Genomic DNA, 26,898 nt, shown 5'->3' on the forward strand with positions numbered 1-26,898 from the left:
GAGAGCGGGATGCCGCTGGTCCAGTCGACATGCCCGGCCTGGGCATAGGTCATCAGCGCGACCACGGCGCCCGGCGTGACCAGCGCCAGCGCCAGCCCCTGCGCGGCGGCCTGCCGCATGCCGAACAGGCCGACCAGCGCCGGCGCGGCCACCACGCCGCCGCCCACGCTGAAGAAGCCCGAGAAGAGCCCACCCACCACGCCCACAGCCGGAATCCAGCGCGATGACAGCCGCGCCTGCTGCTGGGTCACGGCCCGGCCGGGCATCAGGCGCCACAAAAAATACAGGGCAAGGCCGATCATGAAGATCGCGAAGATCCGGCGGAGGAGCTGGGCGTCCATGGCGGTGGCCAGCCGGGCGGAGAAGTAGGTGGCCAGCACGGCCGAGAGGCCGAGCACGATGGCGGTGCGCAGTTCGATATCGGCCCGCTTGCGGTACTGCCAGAAGCCGATGACCACGTTGGGCGCGATCATCACCAGCGAGGTGCCCTGGGCGAGCTGCTGGTCCATCCCGTAGAGCAGGCCGAGGGCCGGAATGGCGATCAGCCCGCCGCCGATGCCGAACAAGCCTCCGACCCCGCCGAGCAGCCCTCCAAGTCCGAAGATGAGCAGGGCAGACAGCAACGAATGGTCAGGCATGGTGAATCCGGGGGCATCAGGGGGGCGAAGAGCGTCGATGATACGCGGACATTGGGGGATACATGGCCGCCGCCCGGGGGCTACCCTTTAGCGATCCGCTAACTACCCCTTCGCCGGCGCAGTCAGCGCCAGCGTATTGGCGCGCACTTCCACCCTGACCGGATCGGTCTGCTTCCATTGCCGCCGGGGCACCACCAGCTTCCAGCCGGCTGCCTCGTCCGGGTTGCGGAACAGGGCGACGATGCCGACGAACTCGGCATCGGCATGCATCGGCTCGGCCAGGCTGACCCGCTCGTCCGGGCGCAGGACGACATCGCGCTGCGCCAGCAGGTCGGGCTTCAGCGCTGCCAGGTCGTTGGTCTGGAGCTGGGCGTAGCTCAGTTCGCGGAAGGCGTCGGGCGTCTTCAACTGGTAGGCCCGGACCACCGTCGACAACGATTTCCCGGCGTCGGTGGCGTTCAGCGACGACCGGCTGGCGAGGTCGAGATTCATCGTCTTGACCTGCGTGGTGAAGGCCCACTTCGCGGCGTCCACGGTGTTGTCTTTCACGGCCTGGCCGATGCCGCAGCCGGCAAGGCTGGTGGCGAGGGTGGCGAACAGGCACATCGCCCCGGTGCGGAACGGCTGTCTCATCGTGTTTGTCTTCATGATTAGTGGTGGCTGGAGGAGTGGCGTTCGGGGCGGGCGGCGGGCTGGACGATGCCGTTCCAGATGCCCAGTTGCACCCGGGTCACGGCTTCCTCGGGCGCGGGCAGCTGGGTGGAGTAGCCCAGCCGCACCGCCCCGTCGTTCAGCGCCGGCGCCGGCATCAGCGACGTGCGCACGTGCATTTCGATACAGGCATGCGCGGTGTGCCCAAGGTAGAAGCGCAACAGGGCCATCACCTCCCGGTGCTGGGCGTGGCCGGGCATCAGGCCCTGCACGAGGTCCGCCGTACGGGGCGTGATGACCACCCGCACGGCATTCGCGCGATCGAAAAAACCGCGCCCGAGCACGCAGTTCTGCCCGAGCGGCCGGCGTTCGTCGGCGCCGGCCGGCAGGCGGGTCCAGACCGGATGGAACTCATCCACGCGCACGCCGGCGTCGGGCACCGCGTGTTGCAGCACGCCGGCCAGGCCCTCGGCCGTGCGGGTGCGCTGGCTGGCCAGCCCCAGCATCGACAGCAGCTTCTGGGTGGGCACGGTGTTGCTGACGGCGGACCCGCCAAGACCGAGCCCGAGCAGGCTCAGCAGGTAGCGGGATACCTCGTCGCCGCCGTCGCGCCGGAAGCCCAGCGGGTAGCGGTACTTGCGCGCCACACGATAGAACTGCGTGACGATGCGGTGGTGGAACAGGTCGAGGAAGGCCGCCAGCGGCTCCGCGCCATCGCGCCGCTGGGCCACTTCGTCGACGAAATACGATGGCATACGGGCATCGACGCCATACAACCCCAGGAAGTTGGTGCGCACTACGGGCGGGGCGCCGGGGTGGTCCGGGTCACGCTCCACGGCGTCGATCTCGCGCCCCGGAAAGCCGAGCCGGCCGTTCGAGCGGAAGCGCACCGATTCATTGGCCGGCGAATCGGTGGTGCCGAGCGGCGGGTGGCCTGGCGCCGCCAGCTCGATCAACTCGCACAGGCGGAAGAAGTTCATGCGCGGGGCATCCGCCAGCAATGCCTCGCTCAGCGGGCGGGGCGCCCGGTTGTCCGGTGCGTTCAAAACGGCGCTCCCTGGCCCTTGCTGTCCGGCCACGTCAGCCGCTGTCCGGACGGTTGCGAGACAATCACGAGACGCGTGTAGAGATTGAGCGTGGCGTACAGCGACAGGAAGCGGTTCAGCATCTCGCCGAACAGTTCGAGGTCGCCCGCGCCGGCAAAGCGCGTGCTGTCCAGCCAGACCTCGATCTCCACGCCGCGCAGCAGGCCGCCGCTCTCCAGTTTTTGTAAGGGGCGGTGCCGCACCTCGGCGATGGCGTCGATCCGTTGCCGGTTGGTCTCGCCGTCCGTCCAGTCATAGAGCGCCAGCGTGCCGCGCAGCACCTCCGCGTCGAGCAGCGAGAGGTAGTTCGGCGCCAGATGCGAGAGCACGCGCCAGTGGAAGCGGTCGCCGGTGGGCGGATAGACGGGCAGCGTCGGCGCCGTGAGGTTGCGGATCGACGCCACGTTGGTGAAGCCACCGCGCATCTGCGTGATGCCAGCCTCGCGCAGGCCCTTGCGCGGCAGCATGCCGTGGGTGCCGGTGACGGACAGGGACAGCGTTTCCTCGGGCAGCGTGTCCTGCTGCTCCCAGGCATGGCCGCCGAGCACCAGCCAGGTGTCCACCCGGCCTGACGGCCCGCGCCGCACGCGCGTGTGGAAGTAGCGCTCGGGCATCTCGTGCCGCAGCATGCCGCCGCGATGCCGGAACGCCGCGAATGGTGCGTACTCGAAGCGCTCGCCGCTGGCGGGCTCGAAGCCGCGCACGGTGTCCACCGAGTACGCCTCGACATGCCGGCCATGCTGCGCCATCGCCCGCACGCGGTACTCGGTCTCGCAGTGCGTAAGAGTGACCGGGTCAGCCTCGAGTTCGAACAGGTTGATGATCGGCGCGCAATGCAGCCGCACATTCTCGGCGGAGAAGCGCAGGTCGTCCGGGAACGGCCGGGCGAGCACGACCTCGACATCGAACTGTTCCGTCTCCGGCGCCAGCCGGGCGATGGCGGGCAGGTCGAGCCCGAAGAGGTCCACGAACATGAACTTCTCGGGGAACGTGAAGTACTCGAGCATCAGTTGGTAGCCGCCGAAGGCGTTGTCCGGCTTGGGCCACAGCCGCTCGTCGGCCGCGAAGCCGGCGGGCCGCAGCGACAGGCCCGGCATCGGGAGGGGCGTGCCGGGGCGGTCGGCCGGGTGACCCGGCACCCGGACGTGCATCGCCACCGGTTGGGCGGTCAGCGCGGCATAGAGCGCGAGCGCCAAGGGGCGGTCGGCATGGAGAAACAGCCGCAGGCGTGGCACCTCCAGCAGCGCGATCTTGGCCTGCGCCTGCAGCGCCAGCCGCAGGCGGATCACCGAGCGGCCGTCCTCGCGGGTGTAGGTGGCCGCTTCGGTCAGGCGGAGCGGATACAGGTCTACAGCCTGCGTGGTGCGGTAGATGCAGGCAACGCTATCGGCCTGACTGCTCTGGCCTTGCCCCGGCTGCGCGCCCAGCGCAACCGGGTCGGAGACGACTTCCAGCCCGGCCGGCAGCACCTCGTGGCGTTGCAGCGTGCCCATGGCCGGCGCCATTTCAATGATCGAGAGCGACGGGATCATGCGCAGGTAGTGGGGCCACAGCATGCTGACGAGGCCCTCGGTCAATTCCGGCAGTTCATCGTCCAGTTTGTGACGCAGGCGGCCCATCAGGAAGGCGAAGCCCTCGAACAGCCGCTCGACGTGCGGGTCGCGCTCGCCGATGCGGTCCAGGTTCAGCATGCGCGCGCGGTCCGGGTAGGCCTGGGCGAACTCGGTGCCCGCTTCGCGCAGGTAGCGCATCTCCGCTTCGTAGTAGCGCAGGATCTCGTTGTCTTGGGTCGGGTGCTTCATGTCTCGGAAAGGCTAGGCGGTGGCGATGGCGCGCGCCGGGTCGATGGCGATCAGATCGGCCAGCAGGGTGTCGATGCGATGGGCAATGGTGGGCTTGTCGGCGTCCTTGCGCGACAGCCGCGCCCGGAGCAGCCGCAGCAGTTGCTGCTTGGCTTCGAACGCCAGGCCCGGCTCCCACGCGGCCAGCTGGAAACGCGCGGCGGTGGCTTCCAGCGTGGCGAGCAGGTGCAGGGCCGTATCGGCGCGGTCCGCGCGGGCGGCCACGCGCGCCATCACCAGTTGACGGATGAAGCGATCGCGCTCGCCATCGGGCAAAGGCAGCCCTTGCAGCCACGCGAACGCCACGTCCAGACTCTGCTGCGCGGCGAGATCGATGGCCTGGGCCTCGGTTTCCGCCCAGTCGGTGCTGGCGGAAGAGACCGACACCGGCGCGACGGCCTCGCCTCGCTCGACATCGCGCACGGTGGCGTGGCGCGCGATCCACTCGAGCGTGGTGTCGTCGGCGAATGGCGTGCCATCGGCAAAGCTCAGTTGCTCGATGCCGGGCAGCCGCTCCAGCATCAGCGCGCAGTCCGTGGCCAGCAGGTCCCGGACGCGCGCGTAGTCGCCGCCAGCCTGATCCTGCGCCGTGAAGGCGTAGTACTGGAGGTCCAGCCAGAAATGGTTGGCGCCCTCCGCAAAGGCGCGTTCAAGTCGATCGAGCAACTCCGGCCACTGCTTCTGCAACAGCAGGCGCTTGAGCTGGGCGCGTAGCTCGGCGCGCGGGGCGACCAGCCGCGTCTTGCCGCTGGGCTCGTGCGGCGGCGCCTCGGTCAGGGTGTCCCAACGGACGCAGCGCATGAGCCGGTACGCGGCCAGATAGCCCTGCGGCTGCTCGCGCAGGAACGTGGCCATCTGGCGCGCGCGGTCGAGCAGGTCGCGCGAGGAGGAAACGTCGCCTGCGGGCAGCGCCATCGGCGTCGCAGGTGACGCGGGCTCGGCGCCGGAGTCATGGGCGGCGGGCGATTCCACGCGGCCCTCGAAGCGCCGGAAGAGGGCGTCCAGCGCCGGCCGGGCGGCCTCCGGCCACTGCGCGGTGCGCTCGAGGATCAGCGCCAGCGCCGACAGCGTGCGCTCCAGCGGCAGCCCGGTCAGCCCGTGCACGCGGTCGAGCCGATCCGTGAACGTTGCGCTGGCGAGCCATTCGAGCGACGCCTTGCGGCTTTCGGCCCGGACGGGCAGCAGTTGCGTGCCGAAGCGGTCCACCAGCGCCGCCAGCAGCTCGAAGCCGGACGCGATGCCCTCCGCACCGTCCCGCCGCATGCGCGCGTAGAGATAGTAGGCGGCGAGCCGCGCATCCTTGGCGGTGCCCTGGAGCAGACGCTCCGCCGTCTCGACAATCAGCGTGTCGTTGACATCGGACAGCTTGGCGACTTCGTCCTTGATGGCGAGGAAGTCGTCGTCGTAGCCGGGGTCGTCCCCGGCGGGCGCGTCGGGGCGGATGGGCCGCAGCCACGGTTCCCATCGCGCGATGGCCGCCCGGGCCAGATCCGACGGCGCGCGCGTGCCGAACAGCGCGTTGAGCAACTGGTTAAACATCGTTCCCCTTGGTGGTGGATGGTTGGGGCTTGTCGAGGAAGATCCGGGACGGCAGCACGAAATCGCGCAGCGAGAGCAGTTCGAGCGGCCCATGGCCAAGCTCGGTGCGCAACTGGTAGCGGATGGGGTAGGTGACGTCCTTGGCCGGCGGCTGCATGGCCGGGCGCGCGGTCAGGCTGTCGGGGTCCGGCGCAGGCGCCACGGCGGGGCTATCCGGCTGGCCCTGCCACGTGAGCTGGAACGTGGCGCTGTCGATCGGCTCGATGCTGGCCCGTTCGAGCATCCTGACGAGGCCCCATCGTCCGGTGAACTCATAGTGCTTGTTGGTGCCGGCCGTCTCGGTCTGCCACTGGAGCCGGGTGCCGGGGTTCTCGAGGTTGCTCGCCGGCCACGTCATGGCTTGCCAGTGTTCGCGCTGGTTGTAGTAGTGGAGGGTCTGGCCGTCGAGGGTCAGCAGCGTATCGGTCAGGCCCGGCGTGGGAATCGGCTTCATCTCGAACTGGTAGCGGGGCTCGCCTTGCGTGAGCAGCCGCGTGCCGATGCGCTGGAGCCGGTTGATCGCCGCAAGGAAGGCCGGATCGAACGCGAGCGCGTGCCCGCCCGACGCCGCCGGCTGCCACGCATCGCCCTGCAGTTCGAGTACGCCGGCGAGTTGGGCCGTGAGAAAGCCGTGGATCAGCCCGCCCTGCGGACGCAGGAAGCGGGCCAGTTCCGGCAGCGAGGCGTCGTTGGCGGTATCCGCAAACGGGTAGCGGCCGGCGAAGGCGCGGCCCCATGCCATGGCGATGCTGTCTCGCCAGGCGGCGTTCAGGCTGGCCTGCGCCGGCTGGAGCACGGTCTGGGTCGCTTGTGCGATAGGGCGCACGAACAGCGTCTCCCCCATCCCCGCCCACTCGGCGCCGAGGCTTGCGGCGATCAGTTGCGCGTACGCCTGTGTCTCGGCCAATTCCGAGCCCTTGCCCTGGAACAGCGCCTGCGCCATCTGGCGGGCCTGGGCGTCGGCGTCCGGGCTGTGGCTGACCTGCTGGAGCCGCAACCGCAGGGCCGTCGCGCGATCGAGGAAGCGCTGCAGGCTCATGTCGCCGCCAGCACCTTCGCCAACGGCCATCAGCCGCTGGATCGGCCCGAAGGTCGGGCCCAGCGGGCCGGCGGTGTCGGGTTTGACGATCCCGGCGCTGGCAGCCTTCTTGCCGAGCATGTCCTGCGCCTTGGCGACGAGTGTGTCTGACAGCGAGTCCTTCCGCGCGCCCGCGCCGCCCTGGTAATCGAGCGACTTCATCAACGCGATCACCGGCGACTGGCGCGCATCGGCCATCAGCTTCAACTGGTCGATGGCTGCCGGCAACGTGGGCGCGGGCTCCCACTGGAGGCTGTTCATGAAGCGCTGCCACTGCTCGGCGTAGTCGGCAAAATACTGGGCGGTGAGGGTGGCCAGCAAGTCGTTGTGGCTGGCCGACTGCTGGGCATTGCCGTCTGACAGCACCCAATCGCTGGCGACTTCCGTGCGCTTGGCGGCCCACGCGATGGCTTCGGCCACGTGGCCCTCGTAGGCCTGCCGGGTGTAGGCGCCGGGCACCAGCGCATTGGCTCGGACCAGCCCGCGCGCGTCGGTGCCGGGGGTGAGCGACACCAGCGTCTGATCCGCGTACTTGTTGCCGATGCCATCGATCACCTGGCGGTAGATCGTGTCCTGCGCGTTGCGCTGGCCGATGACCGCCAGCACCGTGCGCCGCGCGCCGGCCACCAGCTCGGGGCTCGCCTCGATGCGCCAGTCGGGATGGGCCTTGACGCGGGCGGCATGGAACGTGAGCAGCCGCTCCGCCAGATCGTCCCGCTCGCCGGGCGTGATGCGAGCCTCCGTTTGCCAGTGCCGGACCAACTGCGGCGCGAGGAAGTCCGGCTCGGCGCGCTCCGGGTTGGCCAGCATCAGATAGGTCTTGAGCGTCTGGTGACCGTCCAGCGCCCATTGGCTGGCCTGCGCGTCGAGCCCATCCACCGGCATCTGGGAGAGATCGACGAGCACATCCTCGAGATCCTGCTGGATCGGGCTGACAAGAAGCTCGCGGCTGGCCGTCCCGTAGGGCTTCCACATGGCCGCGAGCAGGGCAGCATCGCGGTTCAACCCGAAGCGGGTAGACAACGGCGCATGATGGCCAGCGCGGGGTTCGTAGCGTGCGATCTGGTGTTGCATCGCCACAAGCGAGCGGAGTCGGCCGGCCGGACTCAACTCGGATGCGTTGGCATCGATAGCCCACTGCGCGGCGTGGATGTTGCGGGCGTTCTGGAAGCCGGACAGCAGCATCCCGGCGGTCCATAGCCCGATGGCGCCGAGGGCGATGGTCGAAGAGACGGTAACGGGATGGAAGCCGACACGCCGGCCGGGATGACGGCGGGCGGAATCGGCGATGTGTTGCCAGAGGGGGAGGTGGGTGGTGGTATCGGAGTTTGGATAGGGAGAAAACACCATCCCGGCAAGCGGAACAGGGCTGCTGCGGGAATTTGCCAACCCTGTCGCCCATTCGGTCAGGTCGTTGATGCGCTTGTCGAGTTGCTGGGACAGCGTTGCGATGTAGCTGTCTGCGGGATCGGCCATCAGTTGGGTGGTGCCGCGACGGGCGAGGGTGTGGCGTAGGGTCTCCAACGATCTCTTGCAGGCTTCGGCATCCGCAAATTGGCTCCATTCGCAAGCGACCACCGCTGCATCGGGCTTGGCCGTGGCATGCGATTGCGTAATGTCAAGCGCGTAGACCGGCGCAGACCAGCGCAGCACCCTCCCGATGTGGGTTAATGAAGCGACGTGCCGATGTGTGCCACCTTGTGATGACGGTTTCCCTTCCTCCCCGCCATCAGTAATCAGCACAATTGCGTCCACCGGGCGATGGCGTCGCAGCCGGCACACTTGCTTCAGCCAGTCGGCGTCCGCTTGGCCAGCCTCGGTCGGCCGATGCCACAGCAGTACCGCGTTGGGGGTGACCGTCCAGCGGCGTTCCTCGGCATTGGGAACGAGTCGCGCAATCGCCGTATCATCTCCAGTCAGCAGCAGCCAGGGCTGGCGATGCCGCCAACGGTATCCGTGGTCGCGGGATAGCTCGTTCCGAAGATCACGCAGCCGCGAAGCCGGGCTTGCACTCGTCTTGGTGTCTGACGTCCGACCGATGTTAGTCCGCTGTCGAAACAGCCAACCTGCGGCCCGATAGGCACCCACGCGAGAAGCGAGCGCATGAATCGCCATCGCCGATGTCACGATCGCAACGAGCCACAGCGTGGCCGTCTTCTTCGACGCAGTGGTCGGCCAGCCCAGGTCATCGCCCCAAAGCCAGATTGCGGCCAAGCCGAATATGGCCAACGACGCCACGACCAACAGGAAGCCCCATGAGAGGATCGGCGCTGCCCCTGCAGTGCCTTGGTGCGGTACATCGCTAGACATTGACATCTGATTCCAATTTCCTTGCCACTGAATAGACGACGGCGAGCTGCATGTCGCCCCCTTCGGTCAATACCAGCTGGGGGCCGGTGTCCTCCGATTCGATCGCACCACAAACGGCGATCCATCCCGCCGCCGCGCCTGCATGACCGAGAATGCGATCAAGGTGATGCTGACTGCCGGGGTCTGATAGTTGGGTGAGACCGGCGTCCGCCAAGCCCCTCGCGACGGCCGCATCCGCATCGCTTTCGACGCCAGCGATCCACAGGCGCTTGATCGCACTTGGGGAGGTGGAGCCTGCACGGAGTGCCTCGGCGAACCCTTCCGTCAGTGCGCTCAATGGGCATGTCACGGGGCGATGGAGCCTGCCGACTGAATGCACATCACTCGGAAGTGCCAGGCTGTCTGGAACCATCAGCAGCGCTGCGCCCGCTTCGGCGCTCTCTTTCGGGGGGAATTCATGCAGTTGTGTGGCGAGCAAGAGCAAGGGCGTCGATGGTTCGCGGTCCAGCCACTCATCCGCGAGCAGGAGCGATTGGATACTCGTGGTGTCGACAACAAGCGCATCGAGATCCGTCAAGCCATTCGCGTCCAAGACGCGCCGCAGTTGCTGCAAACGGTCCTTTGCTGTCGCTGACGTGCCGTTGACCAGCCGGATTTCGGGGGCGTAGCGACCACCATGCCGATGCAATGCTACGAGGGTATCCAAGACAGGATTCAGGAGCTTCTCCAGGAGCACATCGAAGCGATCTAGCACGGTCGCATCGGCGCCCTCTTGCTTGGATACATTCAATTCCTCGTCCCATTCTGGCAACGGGCTATGACGTACCAAATCGGCACCCATACGCACGGGCCGCGCTGCGAGTTGCACCTTACCCGGGTGCAGAACGTCGACAAGGGACAGGTCCGGACTCGGCACACAGTGAGACGATGCGATAATATGCAACGGCACTTGCGAGCGTGAAACCAACCGGTGCAGGTATTCCTCCCGATGTTGGTTGTGATACAGCGCCGCCAGATACGCGCTTTCATAGCTGTGACGAAACCATCCCAGCACTAATGCAAAAACGATCTGGGGCGCAGCGAGGATGGCGAACCAGAATTGGGGGCCCTGTGCGGGCCTCCCGGTTGGCCACAAGAGCACGACGACTGCCGCTCCCATTGCCGTGCAAAATGCCCAGAGCAATACCCATTGCCGTGGACGGGTTCGATCGGGAAACATCATGTCGGAGCCGGCTTTGGCATAGTCGATTGGCATGGTTTACCCCTTCCCTGCCGTCATAAGCGACGAGATCAGGCGACAGCCACACGCGCATTTATGGAGATGCAGCGCGATGGGTTTGCCTTTATCGGTGAAGGCGCGATCGCCTTCCGCGATACAGGTGTCGCCATGAACGTTGCATCGCGCCGGATCTCCTTGCCGTGCGATGCCACGACCCATGAACACCATGGCGCTGGAACCGGCTAACACCGTTCCGCCGTTCTCGAGTTTGTCGCTGACTCTGACTGCTCCGCGCATTAATCTCTTCCTCTCGATTTCCTAAACAACTCGCTACAAACCTCAGGTGTCGCGAACACACGTTTGTTGTGTTTGACGTCCCACACTCCCGGAAACGCCTGCGGATCGCAGTCGATTGAACCCGATGGGGCAACATAATCTCCGCTCGGAGATATGATCGAAGACCCTGCAATTCCATCATTCTGAAAGGCATGCTTTGTCAACTCAGACATTCGCTTGTTGGGTGAATATGATCCCGCAATTGATACGAGATTTTTGGTCGTGCCGATGCGAGCGACCGTTGCTAGATATAAGAACGGTCGCACACTTACGAAATCCAAGGAAATATAGATTTCCTTTTCTAAGTTAATGTCCGTCAGAAATCCAACCCCTTCCGGAATCGTGTTCACACGGACAGGCACATCAATCTCGCAGTTCTCCAAATTCTCTCGGCTCAGGTACCCTCGTGCGGAAATAATCACTGCTGATCCGTCGTGACTTGTCGTAGCGAAATTTGCTGAATCGGACAACAAGCATGTTTGGGACGAGCCGTCAGTACGTATGGTGATTTTATCCCCCGAGGCCTCATATTCAGTGGCTGCGCATGAAAGCGCTGGAATCAGAAGGCATGTTGTAATGACGGAGGTAAGGAATGCGTCGCTCATATCAACCCAGTATCAATTTTGCGGCACGAGTAAATTTAAAACGTTCGTCTTCAGCGAGTCTTCCGCCGTTAATGGATACTGTGACCGCGGTGGAAATTTTCTTCTCAGCGGAAATAGCCACGGCAGAGAATGCGAGAGAAGATCTATCCTTGTCGATATTAATAAAGACGTTGGGACGGCAAAATCTCATATAGAAAGCCCCGCTATCTATACAATTTTCCGGCAGGGCCACCCGGTGTGGGTTATTTATAACGATTGGCTTCAATTTCATCCCTGTTCGATTTTTTGCTTTGAACGAGGGGTCGGTCCACCAACTGCGAGAGAATTCTTCGGAATTCCATCCTCGAAATACCCAGTAGTCGGCATAATTACTCCTCCCGGTAAGCTGTTTGAATCCACGGCCTCGGAACTTCTGTGCATCCTCGAAATCGCAGTTTCCATTCCTCCAGTCGTAGGAGCTAGCAATACGTGTTCCCTTGCTGTTGAACTTTGTTGACCCATACCAAGGGTCGTGCTCTGCTGGGTGCTCTCCATACCAATGGCCGAGGTCAGATTCACGTGATCGCGAGAGGCGATTCAATTCGCTGCCATATAAACCGTCGGGCTTCATATCCCCGGTCATACTGAGTTCCTGCATCTGCGTGAGATGTGCACTTTCCACTGCGCCTTGTCCAAGGAAATGCGCTAGCCGCGTAGGCGTGGTAATGCCAAACTTCCTCGTTGCGAAATTGAGGGGAGTGAGATACTCTGCGCGGAGGCTTTCCAAATCCGTTTTCGGATGGGACTTGTTCGGATATATCTGAGCGAACTCTTTTGAACCAAGCCACGCACATTTGCGAAAATGTCTGATAAAGCTTAGGGGGTGGAAGAACCAAAGCCGATCCGACGCCGTAGGTGGCAAGCCTGTTTTACCCCAAAACTGGCACTTCTCATGTAGTCTAATGAACCTTTCGTAGCCGCTTTCATTGCCGGCGTAGAACTCTCCCCTTTCCTTGATTTTGCGATAGCGTGCGTCGTTGTTCGTGCCGTCCCACTCCGATGGCATTTCGCAAACTAACCTTTTTAGCTTCCTTTTTACGTCGTCGCCCATGTGCACGTAGTAGCGCAGTTCCTTGTCCGCGGACGTTCCTATATACGGGTTGTGTTCAGGGTTTCCTTGCTTAAGTAGTGCCTTAAGTGACTCGATATCGCACAGGCCATCCTGTGTGAACGGACCGGTTGTCTCGCGTACCGTTTGCCATCCCGCGAATATAGGAAAATCTGCGTCAGAGAGTTTTTGGATACGTGGATCGTTGACATCAACATACCCTTCCGCGTTCTCATCGAACGCAACGCGAAACCAAGTTGTCCTCGCAGCCGATGGTAGCGTTGCCGGCCGGCTTAAAATTCTTCCAAAGCGCAACAGCTCGTACCCGTCGCTAGGGCAGGCCGGGTATAACGAGGAGGCACGCTGATGCATGTTGTACTCGTAGTCTGTCTCCTTAATAGGGGCTGTGGTCAGGAGCGTACGCACACCATTTCCGTTATCGCGCCATACGCGAGTAACCTTCTTCCCGAGATGGAAACAGACTTCGATGTAAAGCTCCCGCTCGGTCGCCGCAATACCCTTCAGCGGAGGAAAATCAATGCCCTTTAACCTGTTTCCTATCGTGCCGGGTGGTTGCGGGAGAATCGGAGTGCCTCTGGGCAAAACGTAATAGCTGTTTCCCCAATAGTCCGTCCCAGATGGCGTCGTCGGCGCTGCCTGACCAAGCTGCGTGCCACTGAAATAGGTCTCGAAATCCGCCGTTGTCATGAAGATCTCGAAATGAAGATACATGGCTCCATCGCATCGCCCTGTCCAGCCTAGTATCTCCTTTCGGTGGACTCGCTTGCCCTTGCCTGCTTTCGCCTCCGTTGGCATGCGCAACCAGTCGGGCAGGCGAGCTGGATCGCAGTTGCCGCCATATCCACCGAGGTGACGAAGGTGCATATAGAGGGAGTAGTATCGGAGCATGCGCCCTTCACCGGTCTCGCTCTCATGCCGCAAAAGCACGAATCCGGTGTTGGTGTCCCTGATTTCTCCCTCGTGCCCTTCGGGGTGCTGGCAGACGCGATAGGCCACAACCTCCCCATCTGCAATCGCTCTCACAGGATCGTTCTGATGTTCGGGTGCCAAGTGACAGCCGCCGTGCCAACGCCGGTCGGAGCAGATCGGATATGTTCCATGAAGCTGTTCGCGGCGATCGGCCCAATCCATCAGGTCCGATGCACTGTCGGTGAGAGGTAGAAACGGAGGACTAATGATCATGGCGTGTTAGACGGATAAGCGGTATTTGCCGATGGACAACGGCTCACTGATCGGCAAGACAGGTAAGACAGCATCCAGCCTGTCGGGCCCGGAATAGCTGAAGGACGCGCTTTTGATGTTGAAGTCGCCCGGGCATCCGATTTCAATGCTTCCGCCCTCCAGTCTGATGTAGGCGCCATCGCACATTAGGGTGAGTTTTCCTTGTGCAGACACAACGACGTCGTCGTCTGCGCTGGCAATGTGCAACCGCTTGGCGGAAAACAAGTCAAGCGCGTCGGTCTGCGCCTGGATTTCGACTTTTCCCTTTGCAGCAAATAGCTTGACCCCCAACTTGTGGGCGCATAACGAGATTAATTCGCCGGCTGCGACAGCGAAGCGTCTCACGGCGCTCACATCGATCTGTTTGCCGGATGTCAAGATGACGTTTCCACTTGCGCTATGCTGAATCGATTCGGGCGTAAGGAAAGCAATTCCACCGGGTGCAGTCGCGAGAATGCCTGCGCCCTTAAGTTGGTCCATGGCCGAAAGTAGTTCCGACTGGGTGGTGTTGTCCGCCGGTGTCGCGCCAGCCTGTGTCGTCGCGTGCGCCAGCGCTGATACTCGGTCTAGCGCCAGACGCAGTTCGGACAGCGCCTCCTGCATGTCAAGCTGATGCCCGGTACCGCGCTTGCGGACGTCGGCACTCAGCAGGAGTCCCTTGCTCCTGATGCTGCCCGCCGCATCGGTCCGCAGCTCGAACCCCTCCCCCCGCTTCTTCCACTTCCCATCCACCATATGGCCAAGTGTCAGCTGCGATTTGCCGGAATGCTCCGTGGACAGCTTGACGTGCTCCTGGCCCTCCCAGTCCTCGAACTCGAGCTTGTTGTCGCTTTGCGTGCGGATGACGTTGCGCGACAGCCACCGGTCCTGATTGGTGATCAGGTCCGTCTGGCGGCTGTTGTGGTGAACATGAGCGATGTAGGGCTTGTTCGGGTTGCCGTCCCGGAACGCGATGGCGGCTTCGGTGTCGTCGATTAGTGGAAAGTGGAAGCCTGTCTGGAATGCCCCGGCGAATGGTTTCGCCAGCCGCAGTGGCACGCACTCACCACCACCGGGCCATTTCTCGAAATCGAAGTCGAAGCGGACGGTGTAGTAGCCCTGCTGCGTCAGGTAGGCGTACGTGTATTGGCTGGGGGAGGTAATGCGGGCGCTCAGCGTGCCTGCGATCTTTGGCCAGTTGGCCTCATCCAGCGGCAGCCGGAAGCGACGATCGGATGGGATCGATTTGAAGGAATTGCGATACGCCGCATCGCGCGCGCCGGTGTGGGTGACCTCGGTGATGACCTGCCCATTGGGTGCGTCGGGAAGGTCGAGATCCATTCGCAGGATCCGCGCCGGACGCAGTTCCAGGACGTTGCTCTCGCCCTCGTATTCGACCTGGGACGCCATCGCTGCCTCATGACGAAGCTGCGCTTCCCATTTGGCGCCATCGAAATCGAGGTGATGCGTACCGAAAACGTACGGCTGCCCGTAAGTGGTCTTGTCCTTGCGCGCGATGTTGGCTTCGCCCTTCAAGGGCTCCCAGGCCAGATCGGGGTTGTAGTCCGCGACAAGGAACGATTCGGGGACCGTTTTAGCATTAGTACGAATGCCAAAGACCGCTTCGATGCCAGCCTCAAGCCCGGCCGTTTCCCGGTAGGGCACACGCAATTCGGGCTTGTAGAGGTAGTGGTCGATGTCGTCGCCAAACACCACCATCTCGCCGAATTTCCCCGGAAGGAAATAGGAATAGAGCCCTTCCTGCTCCATCAGCAGGCGGATGTAGTCCCAATCGGACATCTGGTACTGCAAGCGGAACGGGTGCTGCGGGTACTTGCGTCGCAGCTTGAAAGCGAACTGATGCCCCACCAGTTCATGCCGCCGCAGGATGGCTTCGATGATCTGCGGCGCGGTCTGGTGCTGGTAGATGCGGGTGGAGCGGGTGAGCCGAAGCCGGGCCACCAGGGGCTCCACCACCATCTGGTAGCCGTGGAAGTCTTGCGTCCGCGCGGCCTTGGAGAACTGTGTAATGCATCCCGCGAACTTGCGCGGCTCTGTGCCATCGCCGGGGTCGATCTCGAACGTTGCGGGCTTGCCGAGGTAGCTGGCGCGTTCGAGTTCCAGCGGATGCGTGAGCTGAACCGTGACGACATAGGGAGCCCCCAGCTTCTCCACCGCTTCGAACGACACCACCGACAGACCCACTGCGGTCTCCGCGCCCGGCACCTTCAGGAAGTAAGACTGCTGGCCGCCGCCCAGTCCCTTGAGCAGCGCTTCCCCGTATGCCTTCAGTGTTGCTACCCCAGCCGACATCGTCTCTCTCCAAGGCCGGGCAATCCGGCGTAACAGGTCAGGCGTGTCGCTTCGCAAGCGACATGCTCCTGCGCGCCGCACCTTACCGTCTTGTGGCTTTCAGGAAAATAGGACTGGATCGAATTATTGATTTAGATAAAAAAGATCAAAAATCCGATGAATTTTAGGAAGTCACCTAAATACAGTGGGAAATAAAAAAGATAGTCTCCCGCACTTGCGTGTCTACCGGCCATGCGGCGATCGACGAATCGAGTGCCGTGCGGATTGAAAACCTGTTGGAGAAGGAATCGAGAATGGCAGAGAGCTTCCAGAACGAAGTGCCCAAGGCGCGGGTCAACATCAAGCTGGATTTGCATACCGGCGGCGCGCAGAAGAAGGTGGAATTGCCACTGAAGCTGCTGGTGATGGGCGACTACAGTAATGGGCAGGACACCCGCGCGCTGGCGGAGCGGGAGAAGGTTTCCATCAACAAGAACAACTTCAATGCGGTCCTGGCGGACTTCAATCCGCGGGCGAAGATTGCCGTCGAGAACACGCTCGCCGCCGATGGCTCCGAGCTGCCCGTTGATCTCGACTTCCATTCCATGGATGACTTCAAGCCGGAGGTAGTCGCCGGCAAGGTGCCCGAGCTGCGCGCGCTGATGGCGGCGCGCAATCTGCTGCGCGATCTCAAGTCGAACCTGCTCGACAACGCGATGTTTCGCCGCGAGCTCGAGAAGATCCTCAAGGACCCCGGGCTGTCCGAACGCCTGCGCGCCGATCTGCAGAAGATCGGCCAGGCTGCCCCGGCTCCCGCCTCCGCCCAGTAACCCGTTACCCGAGGATTTTCCCCATGGAAAAGAAGCACGAACTGTCCGCACGTACCCATAGCGCCGCCGATAGCGCCGCCGCTGCCGCCGTCCTCGACGCACCGGGCAAGAGCGTCTATGAGGCGCTCTGCGAGAAGATCAACCTGTCGCCGGTCCGCAGCACGCGGCCGGTGGAGTCGTTCCAGAGCGCCGATGCGTTGTCCGAATCGTCGCTCGACGAGCGCGTGGCGCAGGCCATGCACGTGTTCCTGAAGATGATTCAGGACTCGTCACAGCAGGTGGACCGGCTCGACAAGAGCCTGCTCGACTTCCACATCGCCCATCTGGACGAGAAGATCAGCCGGCAGCTCGATGCGATCATGCATCACGAGACGTTCCAGGAGATCGAATCGGCCTGGCGCGGCCTGAAGTTCCTGGTCGATCGCACTGACTTCCGCAAGAACGTGAAGATCGAGGTGCTCGATGTCTCGAAGGAGGCGCTGCGCCAGGACTTCGAGGACACCCCCGAGGTGATCCAGAGCGGCCTGTACCTGCACACCTATATCCAGGAGTACGACACGCCGGGCGGCGAGCCGATCGGCTCGATCATCTCGAACTACGCGTTCGACCGCAGCCCGCAGGACATCGCCCTGCTGCGCAATATCTCGAAGGTGTCGGCGGCCGCGCACATGCCGTTCGTCGGCGCGGTGGCGCCGGAGTTCTTCGGCAAGACGTCGATGGAGGACGTGGCCGCGATCCGCGACATCGGCAACTATTTTGACCGCGCCGAATACCTGAAGTGGAAGAGCTTCCGCGAGTCCGACGACGCGCGCTACATCGGCCTGACGCTGCCCCGCTTCCTGGCGCGCCTGCCGTACGGTCCGGAAACCGTGCCGGTCCGGGCGTTCAACTATACGGAAGCCGTCAAGGGGCCGGATCACAACCGTTACCTCTGGGCCAATGCATCGTTCTCGTTCGCCGCGAACATGGTGCAGAGCTTCATCAAGAACGGCTGGTGCGTGCAGATCCGGGGCCCGCAGGCTGGCGGTCTGGTCGAGGACCTGCCGATTCACCTCTATGACCTGGGCACCGGCAACCAGGCCAAGATCCCGACCGAGGTGTTGATTCCGGAAACGCGCGAGTTCGAGTTCGCCAACCTTGGCTTCATCCCGCTGTCGTACTACAAGAATCACGATTTCGCGTGCTTCTTCTCGGCGCATTCGACCCAGAAGCCGGCGCTGTATGACACCAAGGAGGCTACCGCCAACAGCCGTGTCAACGCGCGCCTGCCGTACATCTTCCTGCTGTCGCGCATTGCGCATTACCTGAAGCTGATCCAGCGCGAGAACATCGGCACCACCAAGGACCGCCGCCTCCTCGAGTTGGAGTTGAACAGCTGGATCAAGACGCTCGTGACCGAGATGACCGATCCGGGCGACGAACTGCAGGCATCGCACCCGCTGCGCGACGCGCGGGTCATTGTCGAGGATATCGAAGACAACCCGGGCTTCTTCCGCGTGAAGCTGTTCATCGTGCCGCATTTCCAGATCGAGGGGATGGACATCAACCTGTCGCTCGTCTCGCAGATGCCCAAGGCGAAGAACTGAAGCGGAATCGGCCCGATACCATGAAGATCACAAGACCGCTGTGGGCGCAGGGCATCTTTATGACGCCGCAGCATTTCCAGCAGCAGGCGCTATGGGAGCGCCACGCCGGCGAGCAGATTGCGCGTATCGCCACCCCGGAACCATGGGGCGTCGTGCGCGTCGTCATCGATTCCCAGGCACTGACAGTGAATCGACTGGCGGTGAGTTCGCTTGCCGCACGCCTGCCGGATGGCACCGTGATCGACACGGAGACGGCCGACCGGACGCCTCCCGCGCGCGATCTGGCCGATCTGCCGGCCGGTGCAGACTCGGCGGTGGTCCTGATCGGACTGCCGCTGATGGACGCGCTGGGTGGCAATTGCGTCGACGATGGCGAACGGCCGGCGCGGCCACGCCGCTTCGTGCGTGAGTACCTGGAGGTCGCCGACCTGCACGGTGAGGGCAAGGAGGAAATCAGCGTCGAACGTCACGCACTGGCCCTGCTGTTCGACGGCGACGCACAAGGCGACTACGTGACCTGCCCGATCGCTCGGCTTATCCGGACGCCGCAGGGCCAGATCGAACTCGATCCGGCCTACGTGCCGCCAAGCCTGTTCCTGTCCGCAAGCGAGCAGCTGACCGCCCGCATGGCGCGGCTGTCGACCATCCTCAGCGCGAAGAGTGCGAGCCTGGGCGTGCGCCGGCGCGAGCGTTCCGACCAGATGGCCGATTACGCGGTGGCCGACGTGGCACTGTTCTGGCTGCTGCACAGTGTCAACAGTGCCTGGCCGGAGCTGGCGCGGCTGCGCGCGGCCCCGCAGCAGCATCCCGAGCAACTCTACCGTGTGCTGGCCCGGCTGGCGGGCGCGCTGCTGACGTTCTCGACCACGGAGACCCTGCAGGCCATTCCAGCCTACGACCACATGGCGCCGGAGCCCGTGTTCGCGGAACTGGAGTCGATGATTCGCAGGCTGGTGGATGCGGTGGTGCCGTCGCGCGTCGTGCCCGTGGCGCTTGAACGGCTGCGGCCCACGATCTGGGACGGCAAGATCCTCGATGAGCGGCTGGTCGAAGGTACCGAGTACTACCTGTCGGTGCAGGCTGGCATGCCGGCGCACGCCTTGCTCGAACAACTGCCACGCCTTTGCAAGGCGGGGGCGCCGGATGAAGTCTCGCAGATCGTCAACTCGGCGCTGCCCGGCATTCCGTTGCGGACGATGTCGCGCCTGCCTGCCGCCATTCCCGTGCGGATCGAAAACCAGTACTTCGCGCTTGACAGTGCCCACCCGGCGTTCCGGCGCATGCTCGACGCGCGGGCGTGCCAGTTCTATGTGCCGGCTTCCGTGCCGGACGTCTCGCTCGAACTCTTCGCGGTATTGCCGGCATGACAACTTCGCTTCCGATCTTTCCGCTCGCGCTACGCGATACGGCCCTGACTGTCGCTTCGCTGGCCGGCGGGGACAGGCCCGTGACCTTCGCGGCGTTCCGTGAAACGTGCCTGGGCCATATCGCCCGGCTGCGTGAGGAACTCCGGGCGGCGGGGCAATCCCCGGATGTCGTCGAGGACGCGATCTATGCGCAATGCGCGCTGCTCGACGAGTTCGCGCTCCGCCACCTGGAAGGGGCGAGCCGGGACGAGTGGGAGCACGAGCCCTTGCAAGTCAAGGAGTTCCAGAGTCACGACGCGGGTGACGCGCTGATCGACCGCATCGAACGGCGCCTCGCAGCGCCCCAACCGGTGCTGCCGTTGCTCGCGGTCTTCCATGTGGTGCTTGGGCTGGGCTTCCAGGGGCGATTCGCCCTGAACGGCGCCACGGACCGCGCCGCGTTGCTGCGCACGCTCGATGAGCGACTGGCGCGCGCGGGGCTCGACCAGGGCAACGGGCCGGTCATTGTCACCCACGGCAAGGCACGCGCCGGCTGGCGCATCTCGCCGATTGCATGGGTGGTGCTGGCGCTCGTTGGCGCCGGGCTGGTCTATCTGGCGCTGGACCGCTGGCTCGACGCGGCCATCGCGCGGCTGGCTGTTTGAAGGGCGCGACGTGACCGGTTATCCCTATCGCACCTTGGCCGGCTGGATCGCGGCGCTTTGTCTGGCGTGGCTCGGATTCAGCTCGCCGGGGTCGACCACGTGGAATCTGCTGCTGGGGCTGTTCGTCGTGGCGCTGATGTTGGTGGCGATGATTGTCGCCACGCGGCGCGGGCGTGCTGGCCGTCAGGCCTCGCAGGCGGTGCTGGTCGCCGTGAACGCGTCACTCGATGCATTGCCCGGCGACATGCGCCGGAATACGCCGCTCGTGCTCGCCGTTGGTGAGCCGGACGGCGCCTTGGTGCGGGCATTCGGCGACGAATTGGTCCGTATCACCGAGTCCGCGATCTGGGTACGTGTGGGCGACCCGTCGCGGCTGGCTCACGTGGCGGATGCCCTGAAGCGCTGGCGCGACGGGCAGGGCCCGGACGCCGTGGCATGCCTGACCGCCGCCGACCGGATCTATGACGCCGCAACGCTGAGCGCGCGCCTCGGCCGTTTGCGTCACGCGATTGGCGAGGCGAGCCGCGCCGTCGGCTATCCGCTGCCAGTGTGCATCGCGGTCTACGGCGAGGACGCCGCGGGTCCGCCGGACGAAAGCCCATGGTTCGGTATGTCTGGCGAAGCGATGCCGGCGGACGAGGCATGGATCGCGCAAGTCGCGGCGAGCCTCGACCAGTACGCCCGCGCCGCCAAGCCGGCCGACCGCGCCGCACGTTGGTATCGCGCTAATCGGCTGCACGCGCTAGCCAGATGGGCGCAATCGACGTTGTTGCCGCGCTTACGGGACGACAGCCGCGACGGCCACCGTACGGGAAGGCCGGTGCAGGTGGCCGCTGTCGGCGCGATCGCGGTACGCGGCACGCCAGCCGACAACTCGCTGTTTGCCAGTGCCGTGGCCCGCATCACCGGTCTGGTCGGAGCCCGCCCGGCACAAGAGGGCGGCAGCGGTCGCTACCCACTGCCGGACCCGCTGATCCGTGGCATCGGTCGACAGCCGGTGCGGCGCGCGCTGCCACGTGCGCTGGCGCATGGCTTCGCGTGGCTCGCGGTGGCGTTCTGCGCGGCTGCGGCCGCCTCGGCGTGGCAGAACCGGGCGCTGGTGGCGCGCGTCACCGGCAATATGGACCGCTATCGCGCGTTGGCGCCGGCACAGGACGCCGCGCGTATCGATGCGCTCAAGGTCATCAAACGCGACCGGGACGAACTCGACCGCCACGCCCGCAACGGCGTGCCGCTGCGGCTCGGCCTCGGTCTGTATCGCGGGGCCGCGCTGCGTGCGTCAATCGACGCGCTGATCGCCGGCTACCGCCCGCCGCCTCCGCCGCCAGCCGCGATCGAGCTGGACAGCCTGTCGTTGTTCCGCAGCGGCAGCGCCACCCTGAATCCCGGCTCCAATCGCGTGCTGATCGGTGCGCTGGAGATGATCCGGGCGCATCCGGACAAGCGGGTGCTGGTGGCCGGCCATACCGATGCCACCGGCAACCCGCGCAGCAACCTGCGCCTGTCGGAGGCCCGCGCGGTGTCCGTCCGCAACTGGCTGGCCGATGCCGCCGGCTTGCCGTTGACGCATTTCGCGACGCAAGGCTACGGCGACACCCGCCCGAAGGCGGGCAATGACACGGAGGCGGGCCGCGCCGCCAATCGCCGTGTGGAAATTACCCTTGTTCCCGATTGCCGTGACGGCGATCGGGCCACTTCTGGCCAGTCGGCCTGTTCATTTCAGCAGAAGGAGTAAGTAAATGGCAATTCCCGCATACATGTGGATCAAGGACGATGGTGGCGCCGACATCAAGGGTTCGGTCACGGTTTCGGGCCGCGAGGGCAGCGTCGAAGTGGTGGCGTTCGATCACGCGGTCAAGATCCCGACGGACGCCAACACCGGCAAGCTGACCGGCACGCGCGTGCACGAGCCGATCGTCTTCACCAAGGAGACCGACGCCTCGACGCCGTATCTCTATAAGGCCGTCTCCAGCGGCCAGACGCTGAAGGCGGTGGAGATTCGCTGGTACAAGATCGACGACGCCGGCAAGGAGAAGGAGTACTTCAACACCAAGCTCGAGAACGTCAAGGTGGTCGGCGTCACGCCGAAGATGCACGACATCAAGAGCCCGGCCTTCGAGAAGCACAACCACCTCGAGAGCATCGAGCTGCGCTACGAGAAGATCACCTGGTCGTACAAGGACGGCAACATCATCCACGCCGATAGTTGGAACGAGCGTGCCTGAGTAAGGTCGGGCCGGCCTCGCGCCGGCCCCTCGGCCCCTCGGCCGCGCCGCCGGCCGCCCCATCCCTCGACCCCGCATTCTTCCCGCCCATCGCCATCCCTCCCTCATGATTGCCCGCGACTATTCCCCGTTCCTGCGCCGCCTGAACCCCCATTGCGCCCGCGCGCTGACCGAGGCGGCCAGCCTTTGCGAAACCCGCGCCCACCGGGACATCGAGGTCGAGCACTGGCTGATCAAGCTGCTCGAACTGGGCGAGGGCGACCTGCTGGCGATCCTGAGGCGCTATGAAATCGATGTCGATGCCATCTGGAATGCGTTGCTCGCCGCCATCGACCGCCTGCCGCATGACCTGCGCGGCCGGCCCGGGCTCTCGCCGCGCGTGGGGCAGTGGCTGGAGGCGGCATGGATGCGTGCGTCGCTCGCTGCGACGGCACCGGGTGACACCGACATTCGCTCGGCGCACCTGCTCGCCGCGCTGGTGGAAGCGCCGCATTGGCTGCGCGCGCCGGATGCCTGGCCGCTGCTCAGCATCTCCGCCGCGCAGATCGAACGACTGATGCCGGAGCTGGATCAGATATCGAGCGAGGCGCACAGGCTGCCCGAGATCCTTCCCCTTCCGACCGACACCCCGGCCGTGGCGCACCTCCCCGACAATCCGGTGCTGGGCCGCTTCACGATCGACATCACCGCCAAGGCCCGTGCCGGGCAGATTGATCCGGTCTTTGGCCGTGATGTCGAGATCCGGCAGATGATCGACATCCTCGCGCGGCGCCGCAAGAACAATCCGATCCTCGTGGGCGAGCCCGGCGTCGGCAAGACCGCGCTGGTCGAAGGGCTCGCGCTGCGTATTGCGGAGGGCGATGTCCCGGCGATCATCGCCAACACCAGTGTGCGGACGCTTGACCTCGGCCTGTTGCAGGCCGGTGCCGGCGTCAAGGGCGAGTTCGAGCAGCGGCTCAAGCAGGTGATCGAGGCGGTGCAGCAGTCGCCGACGCCAATCCTGCTGTTTATCGACGAAGCCCATACGCTGATCGGGGCAGGTAACCGCGCTGGCGGCGCCGACGCGGCCAACCTGCTGAAGCCGGCGCTGGCGCGGGGCGAGCTGCGGACCATCGCGGCGACCACGTGGTCCGAATACAAGCAGTATTTCGAACGGGACGCGGCACTCGAACGCCGCTTCCAGATGGTGAAGGTGGACGAGCCCGACGACGCGGCCGCGTGCCTGATGCTGCGCGGCCTCAAGGAGCGCTATGCGCGGCACCATGACGTGCATGTCACCGATGCGGCGGTCGTCGCCGCCGTGCGCCTCTCGCGCCGCTACCTGACCGGGCGCCAGTTGCCCGACAAGGCGGTCGACCTGCTCGATACCGCCGCCGCGCGGGTGCGCATGAGCCAGGACGCCACGCCGATTGCCTTCGCCCGGTGCGAGGCCGAGCGCGCGGCGCTGGAGACCGAGCGGGCTGCGCTGGCGCAGGACGCGGGCACCACGGGCATCCGTGACGCCGCACGGATCGGCGCCATCGACAGCCGGCTGGAGGCGCTGGACGGCGACCTCGTCCGATTCACGCAGACGCTCGCCGCCCAGAAGGCCGCCACGGAAACCCTGTTCGGCCTGCGTCGCCAATGGCAGGCCGCGGACGAGGCGCTGCGGCAGGACCTCTCCCCATCGATCGAAGCCGCCCACCGCGCGGTGGGTTCGGCCGGGCAGGCCGCCCTGATCCGCGCCGAGGTGGATGAGCACGCGATTGCCGAAGTCATCGCAGACTGGACCGGCGTGCCGGCCGAGAGCCTGCTGGCCAGCGAACTGGCCACGCTGCTGGACCTGGAGGCCAACCTGGGCAGCGTGGTGGTGGGTCAGGACGAGGCGCTCGCAGCGCTCGGCAAGCGGCTGCGGGCGGCGAAGGCGGGGCTCAAGGCCGAGGACGCGCCGATCGGCGTGTTCCTGCTCGTGGGGCCCTCGGGCGTCGGCAAGACCGAGACGGCGCGGGCGCTGGCCGACCTGATGTTCGGCGGCGAGCGGGCGCTGATCACCATCAACCTGTCCGAATACCAGGAAGCGCATACGGTGTCGCAGCTGAAGGGCTCGCCGCCCGGCTACGTCGGCTACGGCGAGGGCGGCGTCCTGACCGAGGCGGTGCGCCAGCGCCCCTACAGCGTGGTGTTGCTCGACGAGGTCGAGAAAGCCCACCGCGACGTGCTGAGCCTGTTCTATCAGGTGTTCGACCGTGGATTTATGCGCGATGGCGAAGGCCGGGTGATCGATTTCCGCAACACGGTGATCGTGATGACGTCGAACCTGGGCAGCGACCAGATCCTGGCCGCCACGGACGCCGTGACCGAGGCCGGCGGCGCGGCGACCCCCGGCATGCTGATGGAAGCGATCCGCCCGACGCTGGTCGAGCATTTCCAGCCCGCGCTGCTGGCGCGCTTCCAGACCGTGGTGTTCCGGCCGCTGGTCGCCGGGCCGATGGCGACGATCGTACGCATGAAGCTGGATAAGGTGAGCGAGCGGGTGGCGCGCCGGTTCGGCGTGCCGCTGCGTTACGACAATGGGCTGGTGGACGCGCTGGTCGCCGCCTGCCTGTTGCCGGACACCGGCGCGCGCAATATCGACAGCCTGCTCGACCAGCAGATCCTGCCGGTGCTGGCCCGCGAGCTGCTAATAAGAATGGGGAACAAGACAGCGGAGACGAGCGCCCCGGCCACGATCCGGCTGACCTTCTCGGACGCAGACGGCATCGGGCTGGAATTCGATGAGGCTGGCCAGTAATGGCCGGCGGTCCGGGCCTGTTCGAGGCCGTGACAGGGCATTTCGCGAATGGGGTGCCGGTCGAGGAATTCGATCTGGCGACGCAGACCTTCCTGTCCGTCCAGGACAATATCCAGCGCGTTCTGAACAGTCGGCGCGGCGGGCTGGCCCATCTACCGGACTATGGGCTGGGCGACCTGTCGCGCATCTACCGGCACCTGCCCGCGTCGGCCCACACGCTCAAGCGGGAGATTGAAACCACGCTGCTGCGCTACGAGCCGAGGCTCCGGGGCATCGATATCGACATCGACGATACCGAGCCCGGGATGCTGCTGAGTTTCACGATGACCTGCCACCTGCGCCGCGCCGGGCTGGTGCGCTTCGGCACGCATTTCATGCCTGACGGCAAGACCCGGCTGACGCTGCTGCGCGCGGTGCAGGACCGCGACTGAGGGGCTACGGCTAACGCCGTTCAGTCCACCTGGGCGCCCGAGGCCTTGACGATCTTGCCCCATTTGTCGATATCCGCACGCAACATGGTCGAGAACTGCTGCGGCGTGGCGGTGAGCACCTCGGCGCCCTGCGCGGCGAGCTTGTCGCGCAGCGGTGCGTCGGCCAGCGCGGCCTGCAAGGTCTTGGCGAGCTTCTCCGTCACCGCCTTCGGCGTGCCGCGCACGGCGAACAGGCCAACCCAGAGATCGCCGCTATAGCCGGGCACGGTTTCGCTGATGGCCGGGATGTCCGGCGCGAATGGCGACCGCTTGGCCGAACTCACACCCAGCGCCCGCACCTTGCCGGCCTTGATATGGGCCAGCACCGAGGGCAGGCTGGCGAAGGCCATCGGCACCTGGTTGCCGAGCACATCGTTCAGCGCCGGCGCCACACCCTTGTAGGGCACGTGCTCGAGCTTGATGCCGGCCATGCTGTTCAGCATCTCGCCGAGCAAGTGGTTCAGCGTGCCATTGCCGGCCGACGCATAGCGGTAGAAATCCGGCTTGGCCTTGGCCATCGTGATCAGTTCCGCCATCGACTTGGCCGGAAACGCGGGATTCACGACCAGCACGTTCGGCACCGTCGCCACGGGGGCGATCGGCTCGAAGTCCTTGATCGGATCGAACGGAATCTGGCGATAGAGCGACGGGTTGATCGCCTGCGTGCTGCTGATGGTCATCAGCAGCGTGTAGCCATCGGCCGTGGCGCGCGCGGCGGCCTGGGTGCCGATGTTGCCGCCGGCGCCGGGACGGTTCTCGACCACCACCTGCTGGCCCAGGCGCTGCGACAGATCGGCGGCCACCAGCCGGGCGACGATGTCGTTGGTGCCGCCCGGCGCCTGGGGCACGATCATCTGGATGGGCTTGCTGGGATAGGTGTCGGCGTGGGCGCTGCCCACGGCGGCCAGCGTGAGAGCCACGGCCATGCCGGCGAGGGCGGGAAGGGTGCGAAGCATTGTTGTCTCCTATGGCGGGCGGTTATCTGGGATGTCGGTCCCGCCCATGCTGGCGCCCACTCTAGCCGAGGCCGGTGCGCAGGAGAAATTCAATCGCCGACTATGGCCA

20 protein-coding genes are annotated in these 26,898 nt (G+C 64.9%); 8 read left to right on the plus strand and 12 right to left on the minus strand.

What is annotated here, in order from left to right; all coding sequences use genetic code 11:
• The 11 genes from AC1DP9_RS22555 to AC1DP9_RS22605 all read right to left on the minus strand — a co-directional run.
• Positions 1–638: sulfite exporter TauE/SafE family protein (locus tag AC1DP9_RS22555; RefSeq protein WP_477108542.1), on the minus strand; the 638-nt coding region annotated here is incomplete at its 3' end.
• Between the two features lie 102 nt (positions 639–740).
• The gene (tssJ, locus tag AC1DP9_RS22560; RefSeq protein ID WP_477108543.1) at positions 741–1,271 is read right to left on the minus strand and encodes a type VI secretion system lipoprotein TssJ; all 531 of its coding nucleotides are present in this window, start codon (positions 1,269–1,271) and stop codon (positions 741–743) included.
• Between the two features lie 17 nt (positions 1,272–1,288).
• Positions 1,289–2,269, minus strand: a complete 981-nt coding sequence (gene tssG / locus AC1DP9_RS22565; protein ID WP_477105218.1) for a type VI secretion system baseplate subunit TssG — start codon at positions 2,267–2,269, stop codon at positions 1,289–1,291.
• A gap of 62 nt (positions 2,270–2,331) precedes the next feature.
• Positions 2,332–4,176 (minus strand): type VI secretion system baseplate subunit TssF, encoded by a 1,845-nt coding sequence (gene tssF, locus AC1DP9_RS22570; protein WP_477108544.1) that lies wholly within the window; start codon positions 4,174–4,176, stop codon positions 2,332–2,334.
• Between the two features lie 12 nt (positions 4,177–4,188).
• Positions 4,189–5,754, minus strand: coding sequence for a type VI secretion system protein TssA (tssA, locus tag AC1DP9_RS22575; protein ID WP_477108545.1), 1,566 nt, complete (start codon positions 5,752–5,754; stop codon positions 4,189–4,191).
• Positions 5,747–8,395, minus strand: coding sequence for an ImcF-related family protein (locus AC1DP9_RS22580; protein WP_477108546.1), 2,649 nt, complete (start codon positions 8,393–8,395; stop codon positions 5,747–5,749). Before AC1DP9_RS22580 ends, tssA begins: the two co-directional genes overlap by 8 nt.
• A gap of 778 nt (positions 8,396–9,173) precedes the next feature.
• Positions 9,174–10,436, minus strand: a complete 1,263-nt coding sequence (locus AC1DP9_RS22585) for a hypothetical protein (protein WP_477108547.1) — start codon at positions 10,434–10,436, stop codon at positions 9,174–9,176.
• Between the two features lie 3 nt (positions 10,437–10,439).
• Positions 10,440–10,697 carry a PAAR domain-containing protein gene (locus AC1DP9_RS22590; protein ID WP_477108548.1) on the minus strand — a complete coding sequence of 86 codons (258 nt, stop codon included), beginning with the start codon at positions 10,695–10,697 and terminating at the stop codon, positions 10,440–10,442.
• Positions 10,697–11,341, minus strand: coding sequence for a hypothetical protein (locus AC1DP9_RS22595; RefSeq protein WP_477108549.1), 645 nt, complete (start codon positions 11,339–11,341; stop codon positions 10,697–10,699). The genes AC1DP9_RS22590 and AC1DP9_RS22595 overlap by 1 nt, the downstream gene beginning before the upstream one ends.
• Before the next feature lies 1 nt (position 11,342).
• A complete protein-coding gene (locus tag AC1DP9_RS22600; protein ID WP_477108550.1) occupies positions 11,343–13,580 on the minus strand; it encodes a peptidase M23 in 2,238 nt (745 codons plus the stop codon).
• A gap of 57 nt (positions 13,581–13,637) precedes the next feature.
• Entirely contained in the window at positions 13,638–15,962 is a 2,325-nt protein-coding gene (locus AC1DP9_RS22605; RefSeq protein ID WP_477108551.1) for a type VI secretion system Vgr family protein, read from the minus strand.
• Positions 15,963–16,255: 293 nt separating this feature from the next.
• Here AC1DP9_RS22605 and tssB point away from each other — a divergent pair, with 293 nt between their 5' ends.
• The 8 genes from tssB to tssE all read left to right on the plus strand — a co-directional run bounded on the left by tssB (position 16,256) and on the right by tssE (position 25,794).
• Complete coding sequence (gene tssB / locus AC1DP9_RS22610; RefSeq protein ID WP_441591374.1) at positions 16,256–16,771, plus strand: type VI secretion system contractile sheath small subunit; 516 nt, start codon at positions 16,256–16,258, stop codon at positions 16,769–16,771.
• 23 nt (positions 16,772–16,794) lie between these two features.
• Positions 16,795–18,357 carry a type VI secretion system contractile sheath large subunit gene (gene tssC / locus AC1DP9_RS22615; RefSeq protein WP_092293503.1) on the plus strand — a complete coding sequence of 521 codons (1,563 nt, stop codon included), beginning with the start codon at positions 16,795–16,797 and terminating at the stop codon, positions 18,355–18,357.
• Between the two features lie 20 nt (positions 18,358–18,377).
• Positions 18,378–19,724 carry a type VI secretion system baseplate subunit TssK gene (gene tssK / locus AC1DP9_RS22620; protein ID WP_477108552.1) on the plus strand — a complete coding sequence of 449 codons (1,347 nt, stop codon included), beginning with the start codon at positions 18,378–18,380 and terminating at the stop codon, positions 19,722–19,724.
• Complete coding sequence (locus AC1DP9_RS22625) at positions 19,721–20,368, plus strand: DotU/TssL family secretion system protein (protein ID WP_477108553.1); 648 nt, start codon at positions 19,721–19,723, stop codon at positions 20,366–20,368. Before tssK ends, AC1DP9_RS22625 begins: the two co-directional genes overlap by 4 nt.
• A gap of 10 nt (positions 20,369–20,378) precedes the next feature.
• Positions 20,379–22,103 (plus strand): OmpA family protein, encoded by a 1,725-nt coding sequence (locus AC1DP9_RS22630; protein WP_477108554.1) that lies wholly within the window; start codon positions 20,379–20,381, stop codon positions 22,101–22,103.
• A 4-nt stretch (positions 22,104–22,107) separates the two neighbouring features.
• Entirely contained in the window at positions 22,108–22,593 is a 486-nt protein-coding gene (locus tag AC1DP9_RS22635; RefSeq protein ID WP_092293497.1) for an Hcp family type VI secretion system effector, read from the plus strand.
• 106 nt (positions 22,594–22,699) lie between these two features.
• Positions 22,700–25,363 carry a type VI secretion system ATPase TssH gene (tssH, locus tag AC1DP9_RS22640; RefSeq protein ID WP_477108555.1) on the plus strand — a complete coding sequence of 888 codons (2,664 nt, stop codon included), beginning with the start codon at positions 22,700–22,702 and terminating at the stop codon, positions 25,361–25,363.
• The gene (gene tssE / locus AC1DP9_RS22645; protein ID WP_477108556.1) at positions 25,363–25,794 is read left to right on the plus strand and encodes a type VI secretion system baseplate subunit TssE; all 432 of its coding nucleotides are present in this window, start codon (positions 25,363–25,365) and stop codon (positions 25,792–25,794) included. The genes tssH and tssE overlap by 1 nt, the downstream gene beginning before the upstream one ends.
• A gap of 20 nt (positions 25,795–25,814) precedes the next feature.
• Here the strand turns inward: tssE and AC1DP9_RS22650 are convergent, their stop codons facing one another.
• On the minus strand, positions 25,815–26,789 hold the full coding sequence (locus AC1DP9_RS22650) for a Bug family tripartite tricarboxylate transporter substrate binding protein (protein WP_477108557.1): 975 nt from the start codon (positions 26,787–26,789) through the stop codon (positions 25,815–25,817).
• Between the last annotated feature and the right edge of the window lie 109 nt (positions 26,790–26,898).

Source organism: Cupriavidus sp. 01L43, assembly GCF_056399925.1.